Here is a 21,112-nt window from a genome sequence, read left to right as displayed (position 1 = left end):
CGTGGCGATGCACAATGGTGTATTTGTCATAGACATTGTTCAGCGTTATATGATGGATATGGCCGGGAGACCGAACAGGCCCGACTCTTTTAATCTTTCAAGGAGCAAAGAATGCTTATTCTAACTCGTCGAGTTGGTGAAACCCTCATGATTGGCGATGAGGTGACTGTAACGGTGCTGGGTGTTAAAGGTAACCAGGTCCGTATTGGCGTCAATGCGCCTAAAGAAGTTTCGGTGCATCGCGAAGAAATCTATCAGCGTATCCAGGCCGAAAAAACTCAGCAAACGAGTTACTAACGGATTCAGCGCCTCGCATCCTGCGAGGCGCTACCGCTTTTATCCTCCCATCTTCATTTTTTCCGCCCTTAACCTCATTTTCTTTCTTCCCATTTTGTTAACTGCAACGTGCTTTCGCTGTTGATTAATCACTCTTTTTGTCGGCAAAACATCCTAATTGCGCGTCATTTGTGCAAACGGAACGATATCCAGAAAAAGTCGGGAAAAATTGTTTGACTTATAAGTGCGGGAAAGTAATATGTGCGCCACGCAGTGCCGATGAGCAGAAACAAGTTCAGAAGCACGGTTCGGAAGAACGCGTAAGGTGAGGTGGCCGAGAGGCTGAAGGCGCTCCCCTGCTAAGGGAGTATGCGGTCAAAAGCTGCATCCGGGGTTCGAATCCCCGCCTCACCGCCATTTCCGATGCATCCATAGCTCAGCTGGATAGAGTACTCGGCTACGAACCGAGCGGTCGGAGGTTCGAATCCTCCTGGATGCACCATTCGGAAAACTGAAGTAAGAGTGAACGAGCAGTTCCTTTCATGGTGAGTTGTCAGCACCCTGCGTTGTACAAGAATTAACTCGATGCATCCATAGCTCAGCTGGATAGAGTACTCGGCTACGAACCGAGCGGTCGGAGGTTCGAATCCTCCTGGATGCACCATTCTTCGTATCATTCCCAGGTTGATTGCAGTAAGTCCATCGTAAGAAAATCTCTCAATGCATCCATAGCTCAGCTGGATAGAGTACTCGGCTACGAACCGAGCGGTCGGAGGTTCGAATCCTCCTGGATGCACCATTCTGTTTTCTTCATGCTATTCTCAAACTGTTTCATCCGTAACATCAGTTAGACCCCAATGCATCCATAGCTCAGCTGGATAGAGTACTCGGCTACGAACCGAGCGGTCGGAGGTTCGAATCCTCCTGGATGCACCATCTCCTGTTCGAAACAATCAACGCCCGCTTTCTGAATTTACTTCCCATTTTTCTTCATCACGCAAAAATCACTTATATAACCGCCATTTATCCCCGGTATCGCTACCTGACCTTTTTCCGAAAACAAAAATAGCTAATGCTTTCAAAGCATTTGCTGTTAAGCACACCTGGCGACAACCTAAGCGCATTACGCTAAAGTAATGGCTCATTTTGTGGTGCTCGATGGAGTGACAATGTACGACCAATATGACGCCCTGATTTTCGATATGGACGGCACAATCCTGGATACTGAGCCGACACATCGAAAAGCCTGGCAGCAGGTGCTGAGCCGTTACGGTTTCACCATGGATGAGAAAAAAATGGTGAGTTTTAATGGCGCGCCCACCTGGCAGCTGGCGCAGTACATTCTTGAGCAGAACAACGCTGAGCATGACTCTCATTTGCTGGCCGCAGAGAAAACCGAAGCGCTCAAGGCGATGTTGCTGGATGATGTACGCCCTTTACCGTTAATGGACGTGGTAAAAGCGTATCACGGTCGTCGTCCCATGGCGGTGGGTACTGGCAGTGAACACAGCCTGGCAAAGGCCCTGCTTGAAGCCTTGGGTGTCTATCATCTGTTTGATGCCGTTGTCGGCGCGGATGATGTGCAGCGCCATAAACCCCAACCCGATACCTTTTTACGCTGCGCCGAGTTAATGGGCGTGGCACCTGAACGCTGTGTGGTATTTGAAGATGCTGACTTTGGTGTTCAGGCGGCGCGAGCCGCGGGCATGGATGTGGTTGATGTCCGTTTACTGTGAATGAAATTCTGACCTATGGATCGTTATTCGGCAGTAGTTTTCTGAGTGCCACCTTGCTTCCAGGAAGTTCAGAGGCTGTGCTGATTGCTTTGCTGATCGCCCAAAAGGGTTCGATCTATGGATTGTTATTGGCCGCATCAGTGGGAAACACACTGGGTGGCCTGACCAACATTATTCTCGGTCGCCTCATGCCGCCAAAAGGGCAGGGGCGATGGCATGACACAGCAATGACGTGGTTACATCGATTGGGTCCTGCAGCGCTGCTTTTAAGCTGGCTGCCGGTAGTGGGCGACCTGCTTTGCGTGCTTGCAGGCTGGTTGCGCTTTGCCTGGCTGCCCTCGGTGCTGTTCCTCGCCATCGGTAAAACGCTGCGTTATATCGTTATCGCGACCGCCACATTACAAACAATGCAATGGTGGCATTGATTCGCACAGATTCGAGGCTACGGTTAACATTATGCTGAACAAAAATAAATTATTCGCACAGCGGGAGGTTAATGTGATCCCGGACGTATCAAAAGCGCTTTCCTGGTTGGAAGCGCATCCCGACGCGTTAAAGGGTATCGGCCGTGGCATTGAACGCGAGACGTTGCGCGTCAATCCGAATGGTCACCTGGCTACGACCGGACATCCTGAATCCCTGGGTTCGGCGCTCAAGCACAGTTGGATTACCACCGATTTTGCCGAAACGCTGCTGGAGTTCATTACACCTGTCGATCAAAGCATTGATCGGTCACTGGCCTTCCTGCGTGATATACATCGCCACACTGCGCGAGAGTTAGGTCAGGAACGCATGTGGCCGTTCAGTATGCCGGGTTATGTTGAAGATGTTGATAGCATTGAGCTGGCGCAATATGGCAGCTCTAATATCGGCAAGATGAAAACCCTCTATCGGCAGGGACTGAAAAATCGCTACAGCGCACTGATGCAGATTATCTCAGGTGTGCATTATAACTTCTCGCTGCCACTGTCGTTCTGGCAGGAGTGGGCGGATGTAAAAGATGCGGAAAGCGGAAAAGAGACCATTTCTGCTGGATATCTGCGTCTGATCCGCAACTATTATCGTTTTGGTTGGGTGATCCCTTATCTGTTCGGTGCATCTCCAGCGATCTGTTCATCGTTCCTGCAGGGACGTGAAAGCAAATTACCCTTTGAAACGGACGGCAAGGGGACGTTGTGGCTGCCGTATGCCACCTCGCTGCGCCTCAGTGATTTGGGCTACACCAACAAGTCGCAGAGCGGTTTGGGCATCACCTTCAACTCGCTCGACGGTTACGTTGCTGCGCTGAAAGCAGCGATTAAAACGCCGTCAGAAGAGTATGCGGCCATGGGCACCAAAGATGCCGACGGCAACTGGCTGCAGCTGAACACCAACGTGTTACAGATTGAGAACGAACTGTACGCACCTATTCGTCCAAAACGTGTGACACGTTCGGGTGAAGCGCCTTCGGATGCGTTGTTACGCGGCGGTATCGAGTACATTGAAGTGCGTTCTCTGGATATCAACCCGTTCTCTGCCATTGGCGTGGATGCTAACCAGGCGCGTTTCCTCGACCTGTTCCTGATCTGGTGTACCCTGGCGGATGCGCCTGAGATGAGTTCTGACGAGCTGTTATGCAGCCGTAAAAACTGGAACCGCGTGGTCATGGAAGGACGTAAGCCGGGCCAGGTGATTGGTGTAGGTTGTAGCGATACAGAACATCCGCTGGTTGATGTAGGTAAAGCCCTGTTTGCCGATCTGCGTCGTGTTGCCGAGGTGCTCGACAGCAATTATGGGAGCACGCAATATCAACAGGTTTGCGATCAACTGGTGGCATCGTTTGATGATCCTGAGCTAACCTATTCAGCGCGTATTCTGCATGCCATCAAAGAAAATGGCTTAACCGGCGCAGGTGTGGCACTGGCTGAACAGTATCGCCATCTGCTGTGTGAAGAGCCGTTAGAGATTTTGACCGAAGATGACTTCAGTCGTCAGGCGTTGGAATCGGTACAGGCGCAGGAAAAGCTGGAACAGAGTGATACGCTGGATTTCGAAAGTTATCTGGCAGGTCGCGAAGGCTAAAAAAGAAAATGGCCACATCATTGTGGCCAAAATTAACATCTCTGTTGTCAGGGATGATGATAACAAATGCGCGTCTTTCATATATTCAGACGTTGGGCGAACGGAAAAGTTTCATCGTTTTAAAAAAAATCTCAAAACAGGAGGTGACGTATGCCACTACTGGATAGTTTTACTGTTGATCACACCATCATGGGCGCACCCGCTGTGCGCGTTGCAAAAACCATGAATACTCCGCATGGCGATACCATCACCGTTTTTGACCTGCGTTTCTGCCGTCCGAATATCGATATTCTGACTGAGCGCGGCATCCATACGCTGGAGCACCTGTTCGCTGGCTTTATGCGTAATCACCTCAATGGTGATGGCGTGGAAATCGTTGATATCTCGCCAATGGGCTGCCGCACCGGCTTCTACATGAGCTTGATTGGTGAACCAGACGAGCAGCGCGTAGCGAAAGCGTGGAAAGGGGCGATGGAAGATGTTCTGAAAGTGAAAGAACAGAGCCAGATCCCGGAACTGAATGAATACCAGTGTGGTAGCTACAAGCTACACTCACTCGACGAAGCGCAGCAGATTGCGCGTAGCGTGTTGGCGCATGAGATTGGCGTGAACCGTAACGAAGATCTGAAACTGCCGGCTGAGAAGCTGAAAGAGCTGCACATCTAGTGCCTGTCTGAGCAGAAATGAAAACGCCGCGATGTTCGCGGCGTTTTTTTTGGCTTCAGGAACCGATGGAGGATTTCAGCGGATGGTGCGGGGTAATGCGCACCTGCTTCACCATGTTGTCTTGCACGTCGAGGATATCCACATCGTACTTCCCGATTTTCACGCGTGTATCGACCAGCGGAATCTCTTCCAGCGCTTCCAGCAGCATGCCATTGATGGTGCGTGCTTCGTCTTCGGGTAACGTCCAGTTAAAGGCTTTATTGATTTCACGCACGTTGGCGCTGCCTTCAATCAGCACTGAGCCATCATTCTGCGGCATCACTTCTTCCGCCAGCGAAGGAGACATGGACGTCGTAAAATCGCCAACAATCTCTTCCAGAATGTCTTCAATGGTCACCAGCCCTTTGATGTCACCATATTCATCAACCACTAAGCCGACTTTCTTCTTATTACGCTGGAATTTCACCAGCTGGACATTCAGCGGTGTACCTTCCGGCACATAGTAAATTTCATCAGCGGCGCGCAGCAGGCGATCTTTGTTGAACTCTTTCTTCTCGGTCATCATGCGCCAGGCTTCACGCACGCGCAGCATGCCAACCGAATCATCCAGCGAATCGCGGAACAGCACGATCCGGCCATGCGGGGAGTTACTCAGTTGGCGAACAATCGATTTCCAGTCGTCGTTGACGTTAATGCCGACAATTTCATTGCGTGGCACCATGATGTCATCAACGCTGACCTTTTCCAGGTCCAGCACTGACAGCAGCATGTCCTGATTACGACGTGACATCAGTGAGCGGGACTCATAGACAATGGTACGCAACTCTTCCTTACTTAGGGCTGAACTGATGGAGCCTTCCGTTTTGATACCAACCATGCGCATCAGAATGCGGGTAATGGTGTTGAGCAGCCAGACCAAGGGCAGCATCACATACTGCAGCGGCGCCAGCAGCACGCTGCTGGGATAGGCGACTTTTTCGGGGTAAAGCGCTGCAATGGTTTTCGGCAGCACTTCAGCAAACACCAGCACCACAAAAGTCAGGATCCCGGTGGCAATTGCCACACCCGCATCGCCGTAAAGACGCATACCGACAATGGTACCCAATGCGGAAGCCAGGATATTCACGAGGTTGTTGCCTATCAGCACCAGGCTGATTAAGCGATCAGGACGGCGTAAAAGTTTTTCGACACGACGAGCCGCGCGATTACCGCTTTTGGCTTTGTGGCGCAATTTATAACGATTGAGCGTCATCATGCCGGTCTCTGAACCGGAGAAGTACGCAGAGACCAGCACCATGATGACCAGCGTAACGATCAGCGTGGTGGTTGAAACATGTTCCAACGCAAAAATTCCTTTAGTGAGAAGTGAGCAGGTGCTGAAGCACGCGACTGCCGAAGTAGGCCATGGTCAGCAGCAGTGCACCACCGCAGTTAAACCAGACGACGCGACGTCCGCGCCAGCCCTCATGATAGTGTCCCCAGAGCAGAACGATATAAACAAACCAGGCAAGAATGGACAGCACCGCTTTATCGACATTCTCCGCGCTAAACAGGTTGTGCATGAAGAACAGACCGGTACACAGCACCAGCGTCAACAGCACTACACCAATTTGCGTGATATGAAACATCTTACGCTCAATACTCAGCAGCGGCGGCATATCCTGGGTGAAAGCCAGTTTCTTATTTTTTAACTGGTAATCAATCCATGCCAGCTGCAGCGCATACAGTGCCGCGATAATCAGCGTGGCGTAGGCAAACAGCGACAGGCCGATATGGATCATCATGCCCGGCGTGGTTTCGAGATGGGTAATAAAGGCATTCGGCACAAAGGTGGCGAAGGCGAGGTTAATCAAGGCAAAGCTGTAGACAATCGGCAACAGTAACCAACCGCGATTGCGCGATGCAACGATGGTCATGATCGCGCAGATCAGCAAACTCACCAGCGAACCGATATTTAGCAGGCTGAGGTTTTGTCCGTTATCGACGGCAAAAATGCGTTGTTGCAGTGCAACCGCATGGGCGATCAACGCGACGCAAGCAGAAAGTACGGCAAAACGACGCCAGCCACCGTTGCGTTTCAGCAGGCTGGGGATGATCAATGCAAGACTGAGGGAGTAGGCGAACAGCGCCACGATCGCGAAAACGAACATAGATCCTTTCAGGTGTCGGTCAGATAAGGAAAAAACCAGTATAGCGCCAGCTGCATCAGGCTCCAAACGATCTGAAGGTCAATTGCAGAGATCGCTGTGGCTTCGTGTTATAATCCGCCGCATTGTGCCGCCCAGGCGGCCTCGCTACGGTCCTAAGTGAGAGAGCATGTTTGATAATTTAACCGATCGTTTGTCGCAATCCCTGCGCAACATCAGCGGCCGCGGAAGGCTGACCGAAGACAACATTAAAGACACCTTGCGTGAAGTGCGCATGGCATTGCTGGAAGCGGACGTTGCGCTGCCGGTCGTGCGTGAGTTCATCAACCGCGTGAAAGAAGCGGCGGTAGGGCAGGATGTAAACAAAAGCCTGACGCCTGGCCAGGAATTTATCAAAATTGTTCGCAACGAGCTGGTTGCGGCAATGGGTGCAGAAAATAATGCGCTCAATCTGAACGCACAGCCGCCGGCTGTGGTGTTGATGGCGGGCCTGCAGGGTGCGGGTAAAACCACGAGCGTGGCGAAGCTGGGTAAGTTCCTGCGCGAGAAGCATAAGAAGAAAGTGCTGGTGGTTTCTGCCGACGTTTATCGCCCGGCGGCGATTAAACAGCTGGAAACACTGGCGCAGCAGGTTGGCGTGGACTTCTGTCCTTCCGATCTGAGCCAAAAGCCTGTCGACATCGTTAAGAACGCCCTGAAAGAAGCGAAGCTGCAATTCTACGACGTGCTGCTGGTGGATACCGCCGGTCGTCTGCACGTTGATGAAGCGATGATGGACGAGATCAAACAGGTACACGCCGCGATCAATCCGGTGGAAACCTTGTTTGTGGTCGATGCCATGACCGGTCAGGATGCGGCAAACACGGCAAAAGCCTTCAATGAAGCGCTGCCACTGACGGGCGTGATTCTGACGAAAGTGGATGGTGATGCGCGCGGTGGTGCAGCGCTGTCTATTCGTCATATTACCGGCAAGCCGATTAAATTCATGGGTATGGGTGAGAAGACGGAAGCACTGGAAGCGTTCTATCCAGACCGTATCGCCTCACGCATCCTCGGCATGGGCGACGTACTGTCGCTGATCGAAGATATCGAGAGCAAAGTTGACCGCGAACAGGCGGAGAAGCTGGCGAAGAAGCTCAAAACCGGTGATGGCTTCGATCTCAACGACTTCCTCGATCAGCTGAAGCAGATGCGCAACATGGGCGGCATGGCCAGCCTGATGGGTAAGCTGCCGGGCATGGGGCAGTTGCCAGACAACGTGAAATCGCAGATGGATGACAAAGTGCTGGTGCGTATGGAGGCGATCATCAATTCGATGACCACCAAAGAGCGTCAGAAACCGGAAATCATCAAGGGCTCACGCAAGCGCCGTATTGCCACCGGTTCAGGTATGCAGGTGCAGGACGTTAACCGTTTATTGAAACAGTTCGACGACATGCAGCGCATGATGAAGAAAATGAAGAAGGGTGGCATGGCCAAAATGATGCGTGGCATGAAAGGTATGATGCCGCCCGGATTCCCCGGTCGCTAAGGCGAGCGGCACACAGCCAGAAAATTAACACGCTCAGGTTGCTTTTTTCGCCAAAATGAGTAAAATTTTCGGGCTTTTTATATTGCGCTCGGGTTCCATCCCTCGATGGAGCCCGAGCGCTTTATTAACTAATGAGGATGTTATGGTTACAATTCGTTTGGCACGTCACGGCGCGAAAAAGCGTCCGTTCTATCAGGTCGTCGTTACTGACAGCCGCAATGCGCGTAATGGTCGTTTCATCGAGCGCGTAGGTTTCTTCAACCCGATCGCTTCTGGTCAGGCTGAAGGTCTGCGTCTGGATCTGGACCGTATTGAGCACTGGGTTGGCCAGGGCGCAACGCTTTCTGATCGCGTTAACGCGCTGATCAAAGAAGCAAAAAAAGCAGCTTAATCTGTCACGGTGGTTAGCATGAGCATTAAACCTGCCGCACAGTCTCTCGTTAACCCAATTGTATTGGGGAAAATGGGGGCCGCTTACGGCATTCGAGGTTGGCTCAAAGTGTTTTCCTCCACTGAAGACGCTGAAAGCATCTTCGACTACCAACCCTGGTTCATCCAGCGTGCCGGTAAATGGCAGCAGGTCGAACTGGAAGGTTGGAAGCACCACAATCAGGACCTGATCATCAAAGTCAAAGGCATTGACGATCGGGACGCTGCGGCACAGTTAACCAATTGCGAAATTACGGTTGATTCTGCTCAGCTGCCAGCGCTGGAAGAGGGTGATTACTACTGGAAAGACCTTATGGGTTGCAAAGTGGTAAACCTCGACGGTTACGAAATGGGCAAAGTCATTGATTTGATGGAAACCGGTTCGAACGACGTTCTCGTTGTTAAGGCAAACCTGAAAGATGCATTCGGTGCGCAAGAGCGGTTAATCCCGTTTCTTGATGAACAGGTTATCAAGAAAGTCGATCTCTCTACTGGCACGATTGAAGTAGATTGGGATCCTGGTTTTTGATCTCCGGACAATCCGGTAACGTAACGGCGAACGCGATGTGGATTGGTGTTATTAGCCTGTTTCCAGAGATGTTTCGCGCTATTACCGAGTACGGGGTAACTGGCCGGGCAGTAAAAAATGGCCTGCTCAACATTCAAAGCTGGAGTCCTCGTGACTTCGCGCACGACCGGCACCGTACCGTGGATGAACGTCCTTACGGCGGCGGACCGGGAATGTTGATGATGGTGCAACCCTTACGGGATGCTATCCACGCAGCGAAAGCGGCGGCGGGAGAAGGTGCCAGGGTGATTTATCTTTCACCTCAGGGTCGCAAACTGGACCAACAGGGCGTTTGCGAACTGGCGACCAACCAGAAGTTGATTCTGGTGTGTGGTCGTTATGAAGGGATTGATGAGCGCGTGATTCATACTGAGATTGATGAAGAATGGTCAATCGGTGATTACGTGCTCAGTGGTGGTGAGCTACCAGCCATGACGTTGATTGATTCAGTCGCCCGGTTTATCCCCGGCGTATTGGGCAAGCAGGCGTCAGCCGATGAGGATTCGTTCTCGGATGGTTTACTGGATTGCCCGCACTACACCCGACCTGAAGTGTTAGAAGGGATGGAGGTTCCGCCAGTCTTACTGTCGGGCAACCATGCCGATATTCGCCGCTGGCGCCTGAAACAGTCGCTAGGCCGTACCTGGCTAAGAAGACCTGAACTTCTGGAAAACCTGGCTCTGACTGAAGAGCAAGCACGGTTGCTAAATGAGTTCCAACGGGAACATCAGCAGCAACAAAACCATCAGGTGGAAGAGTAATCTTCCCTGACTATCAGTTTACCCAGGATATAGAGATTTAATTATGAGCAACATTATCAAGCAACTTGAACAAGAGCAGATGAAGCAGGACGTACCTTCATTCCGTCCGGGTGATTCCGTGGAAGTGAAAGTATGGGTCGTTGAAGGTTCTAAGAAACGTCTGCAGGCATTCGAGGGCGTGGTTATCGCTATTCGTAACCGCGGTCTGCACTCTGCATTCACTGTTCGTAAGATTTCAAACGGCGAAGGCGTTGAGCGTGTCTTCCAGACTCACTCTCCGGTAATTGACAGCATTTCTGTCAAACGTCGTGGTGCTGTACGTAAAGCCAAACTGTACTACCTGCGTGAGCGTACCGGTAAGTCAGCTCGTATCAAAGAGCGTCTGGGCGCGTAAGCGACATCCCAAAGTTAATAGCAAACAAGGGGTTGGCCTAAGGGCCAGCCCCTTTTTTTATGGTCGCTTGAGATGGTAAATCGCGCTATTCACTGGGCCGCTATCAAGAATGATTAAACCATAGCGGCAATCGATAAACTCAAAACCACTGCGCAATGCCACGGCACGGCTGGCATGATTCTCCTCAGCAGCGATAATCTCCAGTAAGGGGATCTGCGCGTGCTTGAAGCCAAAGTCCACCAATTGAGCCACTGCACGTGTTGCGACACCTTGCCTTTGTGCATCGCTGCGAACCCAATAGCCTAATGCACTAAATTCCCCAAGCCGCTGTGCGAATCTGATGCCTGCGCCGCCGAGTAACCGATCATTGCTATCGACAATAGCGAACTCTTCCGCTTCACCGTTACTCCGCTGCATATGGGTGAAATTAATCCAGTTAGTGGCTTCCTCTGCCCGATAATCGTGATGCGCCCATACCATCCATGGCAGCAGGCTGTTGAGAGACTGATTGACCGCCGCAGTAAAAGCGCCAGCATCCTGTAGAACGAAAGAGCGTAAGGTGATGACAGAGGTTGACATCCTAAGATCCTGGAAAACGATGAATAACAAAATGTTAATGGGAAAAGAGGGTGTTGGCACTTTTAAATAAAAGTAGAGTGTAAAATAAAATTTACATAAATCACTTTGTGTTGGGTGGCCTAAATTACGTTAACTTTATGTATTTAATGTGTTTTTAGTTTTACTTTTGTTATGGTTATCAGTGGTGGTAATAAAACTGTACATTCACGGATTGCAAGATGTACATGTTGTGGTACAGTAAGCGCCATCCTCAGTGAGGATCCCAAACCGCATACACGAGTTAAAAAGGATCGCCATCATGCAGAAAGACGCGCTGAACAATGTGCATATCGCCGACGAACAAATTTTAATCACCCCGCAAGAGCTGAAAGCGAAGTTCCCGCTCACTGCGGCGCAGGAAGCGCAGATTGCTGCTTCTCGCCAGACCATTGCCGATATTATTGCTGGCCGCGATCCGCGCCTGCTGGTGGTCTGTGGTCCTTGTTCAATTCACGATACCGAAGCCGCACTGGAATATGCTCGTCAGCTGCAAACTCTCTCTGCACAGTTGAAGGATCAGCTGTATATCGTTATGCGCGTTTATTTTGAAAAACCCCGTACCACCGTTGGCTGGAAGGGGCTGATCAACGATCCTTACATGAACAACTCATTTGATATGGAAGCCGGGCTGCACATTGCGCGTCAGCTGCTGGTGAACCTGGTGGAGATGGGACTGCCGCTGGCAACTGAAGCACTGGATCCTAACAGCCCACAATACTTGGGCGATCTGTTTAGCTGGTCTGCGATCGGTGCTCGTACTACCGAGTCACAAACACACCGCGAGATGGCTTCTGGTTTATCAATGCCTGTCGGCTTCAAAAATGGCACTGATGGCAGCCTGGGCACGGCGATCAACGCCATGCGCGCCGCCGCGATGCCGCACCGTTTTGTCGGCATCAATCAGGCGGGACAGGTTTGCCTGTTACAAACTCAAGGCAACCCGGATGGCCACGTGATCCTGCGTGGTGGGAAAGCGCCTAACTATGGCCCTGAAGATGTTGCGCAGTGTGAAAAAGAGATGCTGAAAGCGGGACTGCGTCCAGCCTTAATGATAGATTGCAGCCATGGTAATTCTAATAAAGACTACCGCCGCCAGCCTGGTGTAGCCGAATCGGCTATTGCGCAGATTAAAGATGGAAATCGTTCCATTATTGGCCTGATGCTGGAAAGCAATATTCACGAAGGCAATCAGTCTTCTGAGCAGCCACGTAGCGAAATGAAATACGGTGTTTCCGTCACGGATGCCTGCATCAACTGGGAAACCACGGAAACCTTGCTGCGTGAAATCCATCAGGATCTGCAGGGAGTGCTGTCGGCACGTCTGTCACACGAGGAATAAAGAGTCATGGTGGCTGAACTGACCGCGCTACGCGATCAAATTGATGAAGTCGATAAAGCCCTGCTTGGGCTATTAGCCAAACGCCTTGAGCTGGTAGCTGAAGTAGGTGAGGTCAAAAGCCGTTATGGTTTGCCGATTTATGTGCCAGAACGTGAAGCCAGCATGTTGGCTTCACGTCGTCAGGAAGCTGAAGCGCTCGGCGTTTCGCCAGATCTGATTGAGGATGTCTTACGTCGCCTGATGCGTGAATCTTATGCGCATGAAAACGACAAAGGCTTCAAAACGCTCTGCCCAACGCTGCGCCCGGTGGTGATTGTTGGTGGGCGTGGCCAGATGGGGCGTTTGTTTGAAAAGATGCTCAATCTGTCAGGTTACCAGGTCCGTATTCTGGACAAGGGCGATTGGGATCGTTCTGAAGAGCTGCTCAAAGATGCGGGCATGGTCATCATCAGTGTGCCCATTCATCTGACCGAGCAGATCATCGCCGAATTACCAACACTGCCGGAAGACTGCATTCTGGTTGATCTTGCATCGGTGAAGAATCGTCCATTGCAGGCGATGCTGGCGGCGCATACCGGCCCTGTTCTCGGTTTGCATCCCATGTTTGGCCCGGATAGCGGTAGCCTGGCGAAGCAGGTGGTGGTGTGGTGTGATGGCCGTCAGCCAGAAGCCTATCAGTGGTTCCTGGAGCAGATTCAGGTTTGGGGCGCGCGCTTACATCGCATCAGCGCGGTCGAGCATGACCAGAACATGGCCTTTATCCAGGCGCTGCGTCACTTTGCCACTTTTGCCTATGGTTTGCATTTAGCGGAAGAGAACGTCAACCTTGATCAACTGTTGGCGCTGTCCTCACCGATTTATCGCCTGGAACTGGCGATGGTTGGTCGACTGTTTGCTCAGGACCCGCAGCTTTACGCAGACATCATCATGTCTTCGGAGAGTAATCTGGCGCTGATTAAGCGTTATTACCAGCGTTTTGGTGATGCGATTAAATTGCTGGAGCAGGGCGATAAACAGGCGTTTATCAAGAGTTTTGAAGGTGTCGCGCACTGGTTTGGCGATTACGCTCAACGCTTCCTGGTAGAGAGCCGAAGCATGTTGCGTTCGGCTAACGATAGCCGGCAATAAAAGAGAAGGCATCCGCAAGGATGCCTTTTTCATTTACAGTCGCGGTTCCACCGGAACAACATTTTCACCCGGATAGCAGCCGAGTACTTTCAGAGATCGCGTCAAATCACGCAGCTCTTTCAACGCCAGCTGCATGTTCTCCGATTGCAGATTGCCCTGCACATCAATGTAAAACATCTCTTCCCATGGGTTGCCGTTAATTGGGCGGTTTTCTAGTTTGCTCATGATCAGATTGTGATTACGCAGCACCAGCAGAGCCTCAACCAGTGCACCAGCTTGCTGACCGGTAGCCATAATCAATGTGGTTTTGGCTGGTACCTGGCCAGAAACTTCAATCGGCTTACGTGCCAGCACAATGAAGCGGGTATGGTTTTGTTGCTGGTTAGCTAAATTCCGTTCTAACACCTGCAGACCATACAGCTCACCGCCCGCTTCACTGCCCAGAGCCGCCACTTTTGGTGAACTCATCGCCGCGACCTTTTCCATTGCCGCTGCGGTGCTCTCGGTATATTCGATTTTCCATTGTGGGAAACGATTGATGAACTGGCTGCACTGCTGGAATGGCTGAGGATGGCTATAAACCGTTTCAATTTGCTGTAAGTCGGTATTGCCGTTGACCAGCACACAGTGTTCTATTGGGATGGTCAGCTCGCCAACGATGGAGAGCGTGGTTTGCTGCAGCAGGTCATAGACGTCGTTAATCGAGCCTGAGCTGGTATTTTCGATTGGCATCACGGCGTAATCGGCCTGGCCACTCTCCACCTGATGAATGATGTCATGGAATTTTAGGCAGCCCATCTCAACCATGGAATCAAAATGACGTGTGGCGTATTTACGCGCCGCGAGGTGAGAGTACGAACCCTTAGGACCCAGAAATGCGATGCGCGGCGCGTGTGCGTGCGGGTGGTTTAAGTTTTTCTGCAGCAGCGCTTGCTGAGTCAGTACCGAATCTTCAATCACCAGTTGGAACAGACGAGTAATGTAGTGCGCATCAAGCTGGTGCTTTTTGCCGAGTGAGATCAGGTTTTCCAGCAGTGCGCGTTCACGCTCAACATCGCGAATCGGGCGATGGGTCGCGAGCTTTGCTTGCGCCACCTCAACCGCCAGCGAACGGCGTTCAGATAACAGCGTTAACAGCTTTTCATCAACGGCGCTGATCTTATCGCGTAATGCCAGCAGTGGATTTTCGGGATTCATAGGGCTCACCTGTAAAATGTCCAATAAAAAAGCCTCCCGTTTGGGAGGCTTTGTTGTTCGTCTTCGCATTCATTTTCACATGACGAATCGCCTCCCAATCAGGGGAAGGTAAAAAAGAATGCGAAGAAGAACGGTAGATGTTTCATGTGTGATTCCAGCAATAAAGTGGATTGAGAGTAACCGCAGTGATTTAAAGCTGTCAATAAAAAACGCGCCCGCAGGCGCGTTACTGGAAAAGGTCTATTTATCCCGCAGGGGTGAAATCTTTCATACTGCTGGTTGCGCGGCGCGCTTCAGGTTTGTGCTGCGCCTTATTCAGTTGTCGCTCCAGCTTGGCAATCAGATCGTTGATAGCCGTGTACATATCTTCGTGTTTCGCGCTGGCAACCAGCGTGCCGTTCGGTGTGTTAATGGTGGCATCAGCCACGAATTCTTTCGGCTCTTTCGATAACACGATGTGCGGATTTATCAGGTGAGTTTGCCACTTTTCCAGCTTGGCGAGACGGTCTTCGACATGGTTGCGGATAGCCGCAGTGATTTCCATTTGTTTGCTGGTAATGTTCAGAATCATAGTTAAACCTCTCTGTCATTTCCGTCTGGGTAGGACCAGCATACCGCGTAAATCAGGAAAAAGTGTGATATAGATCACATTGAAATGTCACTTTTTGTCAATGCCAGTGAATTGTGAGAAAGGCTCATAAAATCGCGGAAAATGCTTGAAGGGCAGGGATGAAAAGAGCAAGATTGATGAGTTAACCGCAGCGAATAATCAGCAATCTGGCTGAATTTTCGGCAAAAAAAAGCAGCCATCAAGGCTGCTTTTTTATTGGTAGTAAAATCAGGACTGATTATTTGTCGCGATGATCTTCGCTACCTTGTCCGCTTCTGCGGTTAACTGCAGCTGGCGGTAGGCATTTTCCATCAGCGGCAGCGCTTTGTGCGTTGCTTCGGTATCCGGGAAATCTTTCATCATCCCTTCAACACGGTTAACAACGGCGACATAGGCCCCACGCTTGGTATAGAATTGCGCCACCGAGAGTTCATACTTCGCCAGACGCTCTTTCAGGTAGGCTAAACGTTTCTGCGCATCCTCAGCATACTGGCTGTTCGGATAGCTGCGCAGCAACTGTGAGAAGTCACGGAAAGCATCACGAGCGTGCGTCGGATCACGATCTGAACGATCGATACCGAAGAAGCCCTGCAGTGCAGAGTCATCCAACGCCATATCCGTCAGGCCTTTCATGTAGATGACGTAATCGATGTTTGGATGAGTCGGATTCAGGCGCATAAAGCGAGCGATAGCGGCTTGCGCCAGTGGCAGATCGGCATTTTTGTAATACGCGTAGATTAAATCCAGCTGTACTTGCTGCGAATAAGGGCCAAACGGGTAGCGGTTATCCAGTGCTTCCAGTTGCTTAATCGCCGCTTTAAAGTTACCGTCCTGCAGCTTTTGCTGGGCTGTAGCGTAAATTTCAGATGGCGGGCTGTCCGGAACGGGATCCGATGAGCCGGAACAACCCACCAGAGCCAGGCTCAGGCTCAATGTGGCAGCAGCCACCAGATGTTTCATACGCGTCATGACGAAATGATTATCCTCAAAGTGTTGTAGCGGAAGCTGTCCGTATAGCTCCCGGTTATGACCTGGTACGATAGCACATTATATTAAACGGCATCGCCGTGAAAACCCAACGTTAACGAAGAAGCTGTATATGGCACAACAAGTTCAACTCACCGCAACGGTGTCCGAAGCACAGCTTGGACAACGCTTAGATCAGACTTTGGCGGAATTGTTCCCTGATTATTCACGTTCCCGCATAAAAGAATGGATCCTTGAGCGTCGCGTCAGCGTCAACGGCACCATCATCGATAAACCGAAAGAGAAAGTTTTCGGCGGTGAGCAGGTGTCTATCGATGCTGAAATCGAAGAAGCGCAGCGCTGGGAAGCGCAAAACATTCCCCTGAACATCGTTTATGAAGACGATGATATTCTGGTCATCAACAAACCGCGTGGCCTGGTGGTGCATCCTGGGGCAGGTAATCCGGATGGTACGGTCCTGAATGCGCTGCTTTATCATTACCCACCAATTGCCGACGTCCCGCGTGCTGGGATCGTCCATCGTCTTGATAAAGACACAACCGGTTTGATGGTGGTGGCGAAGACCGTTCCCGCTCAGACGCATCTGGTAGAAACGCTGCAACTGCGCGAGATTACCCGTGAATATGAAGCGGTTGCGATTGGCACCATGACGGCAGGCGGCACGGTTAATGAGCCGATGGCGCGCCACTCCACCAAACGCACCCACATGGCGGTACACCCTATGGGTAAACCCGCGACCACGCATTATCGCATCATGGAGCATTTCCGTGCTCATACGCGTCTGCGTCTGCGTCTGGAAACGGGTCGTACTCACCAGATTCGTGTGCACATGGCGCATATCAACCATCCATTAGTGGGTGATCCGCTGTACGGCGGTCGTCCGCGTCCGCCTAAAGGTGCATCAGATGCGTTCATTGCCGCGCTGCGCGGTTTTGACCGTCAGGCGCTGCATGCCACCATGCTGCGTCTCTACCATCCCATCACCGGCATTGAGATGGAATGGCATGCGCCGTTGCCGCAAGACATGGTCGATCTGATTGACGCGCTGAAAGCCGATACCCATGAGTTCCGCGATCAAATGGATTGGCTATGAGTGAGTGGATCATTCCTGACTGGCCTGCACCGCAGCGCGTTCAGGCATGTTCCACCTTGCGACATGGCGGTGTTAGCACTGCGCCCTGGGATTCGCTGAATCTTGGGGCGCACGTTGGCGATGCTGAAACGCATGTCTTGCAAAATCGTCAGCATTTGAAAGATAAACTGCTGCCCGCCATGCCGCAGTGGCTTAATCAGGTGCATGGGCAAGATGTTGTGCGTTTGCCTGCGGACAATGTGATACCAAATGCAGATGCGGCCATCACCCGTGAATCCGGCGTGGTTTGCGCTGTCATGACAGCGGATTGCTTGCCGGTATTATTCTGCAGTGATGATGGCAGTGAAGTGGCCGCTGCTCACGCTGGCTGGCGTGGTCTGTGTAACGGCGTGCTGGAACAGACGCTGCAACAGTTTCGCTCACCAGCCCGTGAGATCCACGCCTGGCTTGGACCCGCTATTGGCCCGCAGGCATTTGAAGTCGGTGCTGAGGTGCGTGAAGCCTTTTTGGCGCACGATGTACAAGCCGATGCGGCTTTTCGCCCGGTTGGTGACAAATTTTTTGCGAATATCTGGCAGCTAGCGCGTCAGCGACTTCAGGCCGCTGGAGTGCATTCTATCAGTGGTTCACAGCGTTGCACTTTCACCGAAGCCAATGATTTTTTCTCCTACCGACGAGATGGAATCACCGGGCGTATGGCAACTTTGATTTGGCTGAGATAATCTTACGCCGCAAGACGATCCAGTAGCGTATTTTTTGTTCGCAACACAGGTCATTAACCTTGAAATATTTGAGGGATGACCTCATTTAATCTCCAGTAGCATTTTGACCTGTATTGGAGGAATCATGCGTCTGGATCGTCTTACTAATAAATTCCAGTTGGCCCTTGCCGATGCTCAGTCCCTTGCTCTGGGACACGACAATCAATTTATCGAACCCCTGCACTTGATGAGCGCTTTGCTCAATCAGGAAGGCGGATCGGTGCGTCCGTTGCTTAGCGCAGCAGGTGCCGATGTGGCTGGTCTGCGTACCAGCATCGAACAAGCTATCAACCGACTGCCGCAGGTAGAAGGTACGGATGGCGATGTACAGCCTTCAGCCGATCTCATTCGGGTCCTGAACCTGTGCGACAAACTCGCGCAAAAGCGCGGCGACAACTTTATATCATCTGAATTATTTGTTCTGGCGGCCCTCGACTCTCGTGGTTCGCTGGCGGACCTATTGAAGTCCGCTGGTGCAACCACCGAAAAACTCACTAAGGCCATCGAGCAATTGCGGGGAGGAGAGAACGTGAACGATCAAGGGGCTGAAGATCAGCGCCAGGCTTTAAAAAAATACACCATCGATCTGACCGAGCGCGCCGAGCTTGGCAAGTTAGATCCGGTGATTGGTCGTGATGAAGAGATTCGTCGTACCATTCAGGTATTGCAGCGCCGTACCAAAAACAACCCGGTATTAATTGGGGAACCCGGCGTAGGTAAAACTGCGATTGCCGAAGGGTTAGCGCAGCGCATTATCAATGGTGAAGTGCCAGAAGGATTGAAAGGTCGCCGCGTGTTGGCCCTGGACATGGGTTCGCTGGTGGCGGGTGCTAAATATCGTGGTGAGTTCGAAGAGCGCCTGAAAGGTGTGCTGAGCGATCTGGCAAAACAGGAAGGCAACGTCATTCTGTTTATCGACGAGTTGCATACCATGGTTGGCGCGGGTAAAGCCGATGGCGCCATGGATGCCGGTAACATGCTGAAACCTGCATTAGCGCGTGGTGAGTTGCACTGCGTGGGTGCTACCACGCTGAATGAGTATCGCCAGTTCATTGAGAAAGATGCGGCGCTGGAGCGTCGTTTCCAGAAAGTCTTTGTGGCTGAACCGAGCGTGGAAGACACCATTGCTATTCTGCGTGGCCTGAAAGAGCGCTATGAGTTACACCACCATGTGCAGATTACTGACCCGGCGATTGTGGCAGCGGCCACGTTGTCGCACCGCTATATCTCCGATCGCCAGCTGCCAGATAAGGCAATTGACTTGATTGACGAGGCTGCATCGAGCATTCGTTTGCAGATGGACTCGAAACCGGAGTCGCTTGATCGTCTGGAACGCCGCATCATCCAGTTAAAGCTGGAACAACAGGCACTGAAGAAAGAGTCGGACGATGCCAGTATTAAACGTCTGGAGATGCTGGAAACGGAACTCGATCAGAAAGAGCGTGAATACGCTGAGCTGGAAGAAGAGTGGAAAGCCGAAAAGGCCTCTTTAACAGGTACGCAGAACATCAAGGCGGAACTGGAGCAGGCTCGTCTGGCGATGGAACAGGCGCGACGTGTTGGTGATTTGGGCCAAATGTCCGAACTGCAGTACGGTAAAATTCCGGAGCTGGAAAAACAGCTCACTATTGCGACGCAGTCTGAAGGTAAAACCATGAAGCTGTTACGTAACCGCGTAACAGATGTGGAAATTGCTGATGTGCTGGCTCGCTGGACCGGCATTCCAGTAGCACGAATGATGGAAGGTGAGCGCGAGAAACTGTTGCGGATGGAGCAAGAGCTGCATGCGCGCGTGATTGGCCAGAACGAGGCGGTTGATGCGGTATCGAATGCGATTCGCCGTAGTCGTGCAGGTCTGTCCGATCCTAATCGCCCAATTGGCTCGTTCCTGTTCCTTGGACCAACCGGTGTGGGTAAAACCGAGCTGAGTAAAGCGCTGGCTAACTTCTTGTTCGACAGCGACGATGCCATGGTGCGTATTGATATGTCCGAGTTTATGGAAAAACACTCGGTATCGCGTTTAGTGGGTGCACCTCCGGGCTATGTCGGTTATGAAGAGGGCGGTTACCTGACAGAAGCTGTTCGTCGTCGCCCTTATTCCGTGATTCTGCTGGATGAAGTCGAAAAGGCTCACCCGGATGTCTTCAACATCTTGTTGCAGGTACTGGATGATGGGCGCTTGACCGATGGCCAGGGACGTACGGTCGATTTCCGTAATACCGTGGTCATTATGACCTCTAACCTTGGGTCTGACCTGATCCAGGAACGTTTCGGTGCGTTGGACTATCCGGAAATGAAAGATATGGTGATGACGGTGGTAGGTTCGCATTTCCGCCCAGAGTTCATTAACCGTATTGATGAGGTGGTGGTGTTCCATCCGCTTGGCGAGCAGCATATTGCTTCTATCGCGCAGATTCAGCTGCAGCGGTTGTACAAACGTCTGGATGAACGTGGCTACCAATTGCATATCACGGATGCAGCGCTGAAGCTGTTGGGTGAAAATGGATATGATCCGGTATACGGTGCACGTCCATTGAAACGTGCTATTCAGCAGCAAATTGAAAACCCACTGGCGCAGAAGATTCTTTCTGGTGCTTTTGTTCCGGGTAAAACCATTGAAATGGATGTTAAAGACGATGTCATCGTCGCACATCAGTGATGAGATTTGACGTAAACGGGCCTTTGGGCCTAATGCCGATCAGTTAAGGATCAGTTGAACGATCCAGTGGCTGTGTAAGAATCCGGAAACGCTTCGTTTCCGGATTTTTTTATGCAGCTCAGTCAGGCCCTTGATATCGTCTCTCGTTACG

22 protein-coding genes, 5 tRNA genes and 1 other annotated feature are annotated in these 21,112 nt (G+C 51.5%); of the genes, 20 read left to right on the top strand and 7 right to left on the bottom strand.

Annotation, left to right across the window (positions count from 1 at the left end):
- The first annotated feature begins 111 nt into the window (after window positions 1–111).
- From csrA to luxS, 10 genes are all read left to right on the top strand, one after another.
- On the top strand, window positions 112–297 hold the full coding sequence (gene csrA / locus H7A81_RS00135; protein WP_004155916.1) for a carbon storage regulator CsrA: 186 nt from the start codon (window positions 112–114) through the stop codon (window positions 295–297).
- A gap of 303 nt (window positions 298–600) precedes the next feature.
- Window positions 601–693: transfer RNA gene (locus H7A81_RS00130), tRNA-Ser, on the top strand.
- Window positions 694–701: 8 nt separating this feature from the next.
- Window positions 702–778 (top strand) — tRNA-Arg (locus H7A81_RS00125).
- Between the two features lie 85 nt (window positions 779–863).
- A tRNA-Arg gene (locus tag H7A81_RS00120) sits at window positions 864–940 on the top strand.
- Between the two features lie 58 nt (window positions 941–998).
- Window positions 999–1,075 (top strand) — tRNA-Arg (locus H7A81_RS00115).
- Between the two features lie 60 nt (window positions 1,076–1,135).
- A tRNA-Arg gene (locus H7A81_RS00110) sits at window positions 1,136–1,212 on the top strand.
- 233 nt (window positions 1,213–1,445) lie between these two features.
- The gene (gene yqaB / locus H7A81_RS00105) at window positions 1,446–2,012 is read left to right on the top strand and encodes a fructose-1-phosphate/6-phosphogluconate phosphatase (protein ID WP_182056325.1); all 567 of its coding nucleotides are present in this window, start codon (window positions 1,446–1,448) and stop codon (window positions 2,010–2,012) included.
- Window positions 2,009–2,437: a YqaA family protein gene (locus H7A81_RS00100; RefSeq protein ID WP_034822213.1), complete on the top strand. Its 429-nt coding sequence runs from the start codon at window positions 2,009–2,011 to the stop codon at window positions 2,435–2,437. The genes yqaB and H7A81_RS00100 overlap by 4 nt, the downstream gene beginning before the upstream one ends.
- A 31-nt stretch (window positions 2,438–2,468) precedes the next feature.
- The gene (gene gshA / locus H7A81_RS00095) at window positions 2,469–4,073 is read left to right on the top strand and encodes a glutamate--cysteine ligase (RefSeq protein ID WP_034822215.1); all 1,605 of its coding nucleotides are present in this window, start codon (window positions 2,469–2,471) and stop codon (window positions 4,071–4,073) included.
- 150 nt (window positions 4,074–4,223) lie between these two features.
- Window positions 4,224–4,739, top strand: a complete 516-nt coding sequence (gene luxS, locus H7A81_RS00090; protein ID WP_182056323.1) for an S-ribosylhomocysteine lyase — start codon at window positions 4,224–4,226, stop codon at window positions 4,737–4,739.
- Window positions 4,740–4,794: 55 nt separating this feature from the next.
- On the opposite strand, the gene H7A81_RS00085 is transcribed toward luxS, so the two are convergent.
- Window positions 4,795–6,081: an HlyC/CorC family transporter gene (locus H7A81_RS00085; RefSeq protein WP_045816444.1), complete on the bottom strand. Its 1,287-nt coding sequence runs from the start codon at window positions 6,079–6,081 to the stop codon at window positions 4,795–4,797.
- Between the two features lie 13 nt (window positions 6,082–6,094).
- The gene (locus tag H7A81_RS00080; RefSeq protein WP_182056321.1) at window positions 6,095–6,889 is read right to left on the bottom strand and encodes an inner membrane protein YpjD; all 795 of its coding nucleotides are present in this window, start codon (window positions 6,887–6,889) and stop codon (window positions 6,095–6,097) included.
- Window positions 6,890–7,055: 166 nt separating this feature from the next.
- Between H7A81_RS00080 and ffh the strand changes: the two genes are divergently transcribed.
- The 5 genes from ffh to rplS all read left to right on the top strand — a co-directional run bounded on the left by ffh (window position 7,056) and on the right by rplS (window position 10,569).
- A complete protein-coding gene (ffh, locus tag H7A81_RS00075; protein ID WP_034822223.1) occupies window positions 7,056–8,417 on the top strand; it encodes a signal recognition particle protein in 1,362 nt (453 codons plus the stop codon).
- Between the two features lie 142 nt (window positions 8,418–8,559).
- Window positions 8,560–8,808 (top strand): 30S ribosomal protein S16, encoded by a 249-nt coding sequence (gene rpsP, locus H7A81_RS00070; RefSeq protein ID WP_007893313.1) that lies wholly within the window; start codon window positions 8,560–8,562, stop codon window positions 8,806–8,808.
- A gap of 18 nt (window positions 8,809–8,826) precedes the next feature.
- Entirely contained in the window at window positions 8,827–9,375 is a 549-nt protein-coding gene (rimM, locus tag H7A81_RS00065; RefSeq protein WP_182056319.1) for a ribosome maturation factor RimM, read from the top strand.
- A gap of 35 nt (window positions 9,376–9,410) precedes the next feature.
- Complete coding sequence (trmD, locus tag H7A81_RS00060) at window positions 9,411–10,175, top strand: tRNA (guanosine(37)-N1)-methyltransferase TrmD (protein ID WP_045816445.1); 765 nt, start codon at window positions 9,411–9,413, stop codon at window positions 10,173–10,175.
- Window positions 10,176–10,218: 43 nt separating this feature from the next.
- Window positions 10,219–10,569, top strand: a complete 351-nt coding sequence (rplS, locus tag H7A81_RS00055) for a 50S ribosomal protein L19 (RefSeq protein ID WP_034822234.1) — start codon at window positions 10,219–10,221, stop codon at window positions 10,567–10,569.
- A gap of 57 nt (window positions 10,570–10,626) precedes the next feature.
- Here rplS and H7A81_RS00050 read toward each other — a convergent pair whose 3' ends face one another.
- Window positions 10,627–11,148 carry a GNAT family N-acetyltransferase gene (locus tag H7A81_RS00050; RefSeq protein ID WP_182056317.1) on the bottom strand — a complete coding sequence of 174 codons (522 nt, stop codon included), beginning with the start codon at window positions 11,146–11,148 and terminating at the stop codon, window positions 10,627–10,629.
- A 298-nt stretch (window positions 11,149–11,446) separates the two neighbouring features.
- Between H7A81_RS00050 and H7A81_RS00045 the strand changes: the two genes are divergently transcribed.
- Both H7A81_RS00045 and tyrA read left to right on the top strand, forming a co-directional pair.
- Window positions 11,447–12,526: a 3-deoxy-7-phosphoheptulonate synthase gene (locus H7A81_RS00045; protein WP_034822238.1), complete on the top strand. Its 1,080-nt coding sequence runs from the start codon at window positions 11,447–11,449 to the stop codon at window positions 12,524–12,526.
- A gap of 6 nt (window positions 12,527–12,532) precedes the next feature.
- Window positions 12,533–13,654 carry a bifunctional chorismate mutase/prephenate dehydrogenase gene (gene tyrA / locus H7A81_RS00040; protein ID WP_058962335.1) on the top strand — a complete coding sequence of 374 codons (1,122 nt, stop codon included), beginning with the start codon at window positions 12,533–12,535 and terminating at the stop codon, window positions 13,652–13,654.
- Between the two features lie 33 nt (window positions 13,655–13,687).
- Here tyrA and pheA read toward each other — a convergent pair whose 3' ends face one another.
- The 4 genes from pheA to bamD all read right to left on the bottom strand — a co-directional run bounded on the left by pheA (window position 13,688) and on the right by bamD (window position 16,430).
- On the bottom strand, window positions 13,688–14,851 hold the full coding sequence (gene pheA, locus H7A81_RS00035; protein ID WP_166932972.1) for a bifunctional chorismate mutase/prephenate dehydratase: 1,164 nt from the start codon (window positions 14,849–14,851) through the stop codon (window positions 13,688–13,690).
- Window positions 14,852–14,873: 22 nt separating this feature from the next.
- Window positions 14,874–14,998, bottom strand: a sequence feature (Phe leader region).
- Window positions 14,950–14,997, bottom strand: a complete 48-nt coding sequence (gene pheL, locus H7A81_RS00030; RefSeq protein ID WP_100703679.1) for a pheA operon leader peptide PheL — start codon at window positions 14,995–14,997, stop codon at window positions 14,950–14,952. It overlaps the preceding feature by 48 nt.
- Window positions 14,999–15,095: 97 nt before the next feature.
- On the bottom strand, window positions 15,096–15,422 hold the full coding sequence (raiA, locus tag H7A81_RS00025; protein WP_034822244.1) for a ribosome-associated translation inhibitor RaiA: 327 nt from the start codon (window positions 15,420–15,422) through the stop codon (window positions 15,096–15,098).
- Window positions 15,423–15,689: 267 nt separating this feature from the next.
- Window positions 15,690–16,430 carry an outer membrane protein assembly factor BamD gene (gene bamD / locus H7A81_RS00020; protein WP_034822246.1) on the bottom strand — a complete coding sequence of 247 codons (741 nt, stop codon included), beginning with the start codon at window positions 16,428–16,430 and terminating at the stop codon, window positions 15,690–15,692.
- A gap of 130 nt (window positions 16,431–16,560) precedes the next feature.
- Here bamD and rluD point away from each other — a divergent pair, with 130 nt between their 5' ends.
- The 3 genes from rluD to clpB all read left to right on the top strand — a co-directional run bounded on the left by rluD (window position 16,561) and on the right by clpB (window position 20,961).
- Entirely contained in the window at window positions 16,561–17,541 is a 981-nt protein-coding gene (gene rluD / locus H7A81_RS00015; protein WP_034822248.1) for a 23S rRNA pseudouridine(1911/1915/1917) synthase RluD, read from the top strand.
- On the top strand, window positions 17,538–18,263 hold the full coding sequence (gene yfiH / locus H7A81_RS00010; RefSeq protein ID WP_182056315.1) for a purine nucleoside phosphorylase YfiH: 726 nt from the start codon (window positions 17,538–17,540) through the stop codon (window positions 18,261–18,263). The genes rluD and yfiH overlap by 4 nt, the downstream gene beginning before the upstream one ends.
- Window positions 18,264–18,387: 124 nt before the next feature.
- On the top strand, window positions 18,388–20,961 hold the full coding sequence (gene clpB, locus H7A81_RS00005; RefSeq protein ID WP_034822252.1) for an ATP-dependent chaperone ClpB: 2,574 nt from the start codon (window positions 18,388–18,390) through the stop codon (window positions 20,959–20,961).
- The last annotated feature ends 151 nt before the right edge of the window (window positions 20,962–21,112 follow it).

The sequence above is a fragment of the Pantoea sp. ME81 genome, from assembly GCF_903970985.1.
GTDB classification, from domain to species: Bacteria; Pseudomonadota; Gammaproteobacteria; order Enterobacterales; family Enterobacteriaceae; genus Pantoea; species Pantoea communis.
The sequence above is the reverse complement of the archived record's forward strand: the minus strand, read 5'-3'. Positions and strand labels throughout refer to the sequence as shown.

What these genes read in the sequence shown, in the direction of transcription:
- csrA (WP_004155916.1), top strand. Translation starts at nt 112, where the DNA reads ATGCTTATTCTAACTCGTCGAGTTGGTGAAACCCTCATGATTGGCGAT.
- yqaB (WP_182056325.1), top strand. Translation starts at nt 1,446, where the DNA reads ATGTACGACCAATATGACGCCCTGATTTTCGATATGGACGGCACAATC.
- gshA (WP_034822215.1), top strand. Translation starts at nt 2,469, where the DNA reads ATGCTGAACAAAAATAAATTATTCGCACAGCGGGAGGTTAATGTGATC.
- luxS (WP_182056323.1), top strand. Translation starts at nt 4,224, where the DNA reads ATGCCACTACTGGATAGTTTTACTGTTGATCACACCATCATGGGCGCA.
- H7A81_RS00080 (WP_182056321.1), bottom strand. Translation starts at nt 6,889, where the DNA reads ATGTTCGTTTTCGCGATCGTGGCGCTGTTCGCCTACTCCCTCAGTCTT.
- ffh (WP_034822223.1), top strand. Translation starts at nt 7,056, where the DNA reads ATGTTTGATAATTTAACCGATCGTTTGTCGCAATCCCTGCGCAACATC.
- rpsP (WP_007893313.1), top strand. Translation starts at nt 8,560, where the DNA reads ATGGTTACAATTCGTTTGGCACGTCACGGCGCGAAAAAGCGTCCGTTC.
- rimM (WP_182056319.1), top strand. Translation starts at nt 8,827, where the DNA reads ATGAGCATTAAACCTGCCGCACAGTCTCTCGTTAACCCAATTGTATTG.
- trmD (WP_045816445.1), top strand. Translation starts at nt 9,411, where the DNA reads ATGTGGATTGGTGTTATTAGCCTGTTTCCAGAGATGTTTCGCGCTATT.
- rplS (WP_034822234.1), top strand. Translation starts at nt 10,219, where the DNA reads ATGAGCAACATTATCAAGCAACTTGAACAAGAGCAGATGAAGCAGGAC.
- H7A81_RS00050 (WP_182056317.1), bottom strand. Translation starts at nt 11,148, where the DNA reads ATGTCAACCTCTGTCATCACCTTACGCTCTTTCGTTCTACAGGATGCT.
- H7A81_RS00045 (WP_034822238.1), top strand. Translation starts at nt 11,447, where the DNA reads ATGCAGAAAGACGCGCTGAACAATGTGCATATCGCCGACGAACAAATT.
- tyrA (WP_058962335.1), top strand. Translation starts at nt 12,533, where the DNA reads ATGGTGGCTGAACTGACCGCGCTACGCGATCAAATTGATGAAGTCGAT.
- pheA (WP_166932972.1), bottom strand. Translation starts at nt 14,851, where the DNA reads ATGAATCCCGAAAATCCACTGCTGGCATTACGCGATAAGATCAGCGCC.
- raiA (WP_034822244.1), bottom strand. Translation starts at nt 15,422, where the DNA reads ATGATTCTGAACATTACCAGCAAACAAATGGAAATCACTGCGGCTATC.
- bamD (WP_034822246.1), bottom strand. Translation starts at nt 16,430, where the DNA reads ATGACGCGTATGAAACATCTGGTGGCTGCTGCCACATTGAGCCTGAGC.
- rluD (WP_034822248.1), top strand. Translation starts at nt 16,561, where the DNA reads ATGGCACAACAAGTTCAACTCACCGCAACGGTGTCCGAAGCACAGCTT.
- yfiH (WP_182056315.1), top strand. Translation starts at nt 17,538, where the DNA reads ATGAGTGAGTGGATCATTCCTGACTGGCCTGCACCGCAGCGCGTTCAG.
- clpB (WP_034822252.1), top strand. Translation starts at nt 18,388, where the DNA reads ATGCGTCTGGATCGTCTTACTAATAAATTCCAGTTGGCCCTTGCCGAT.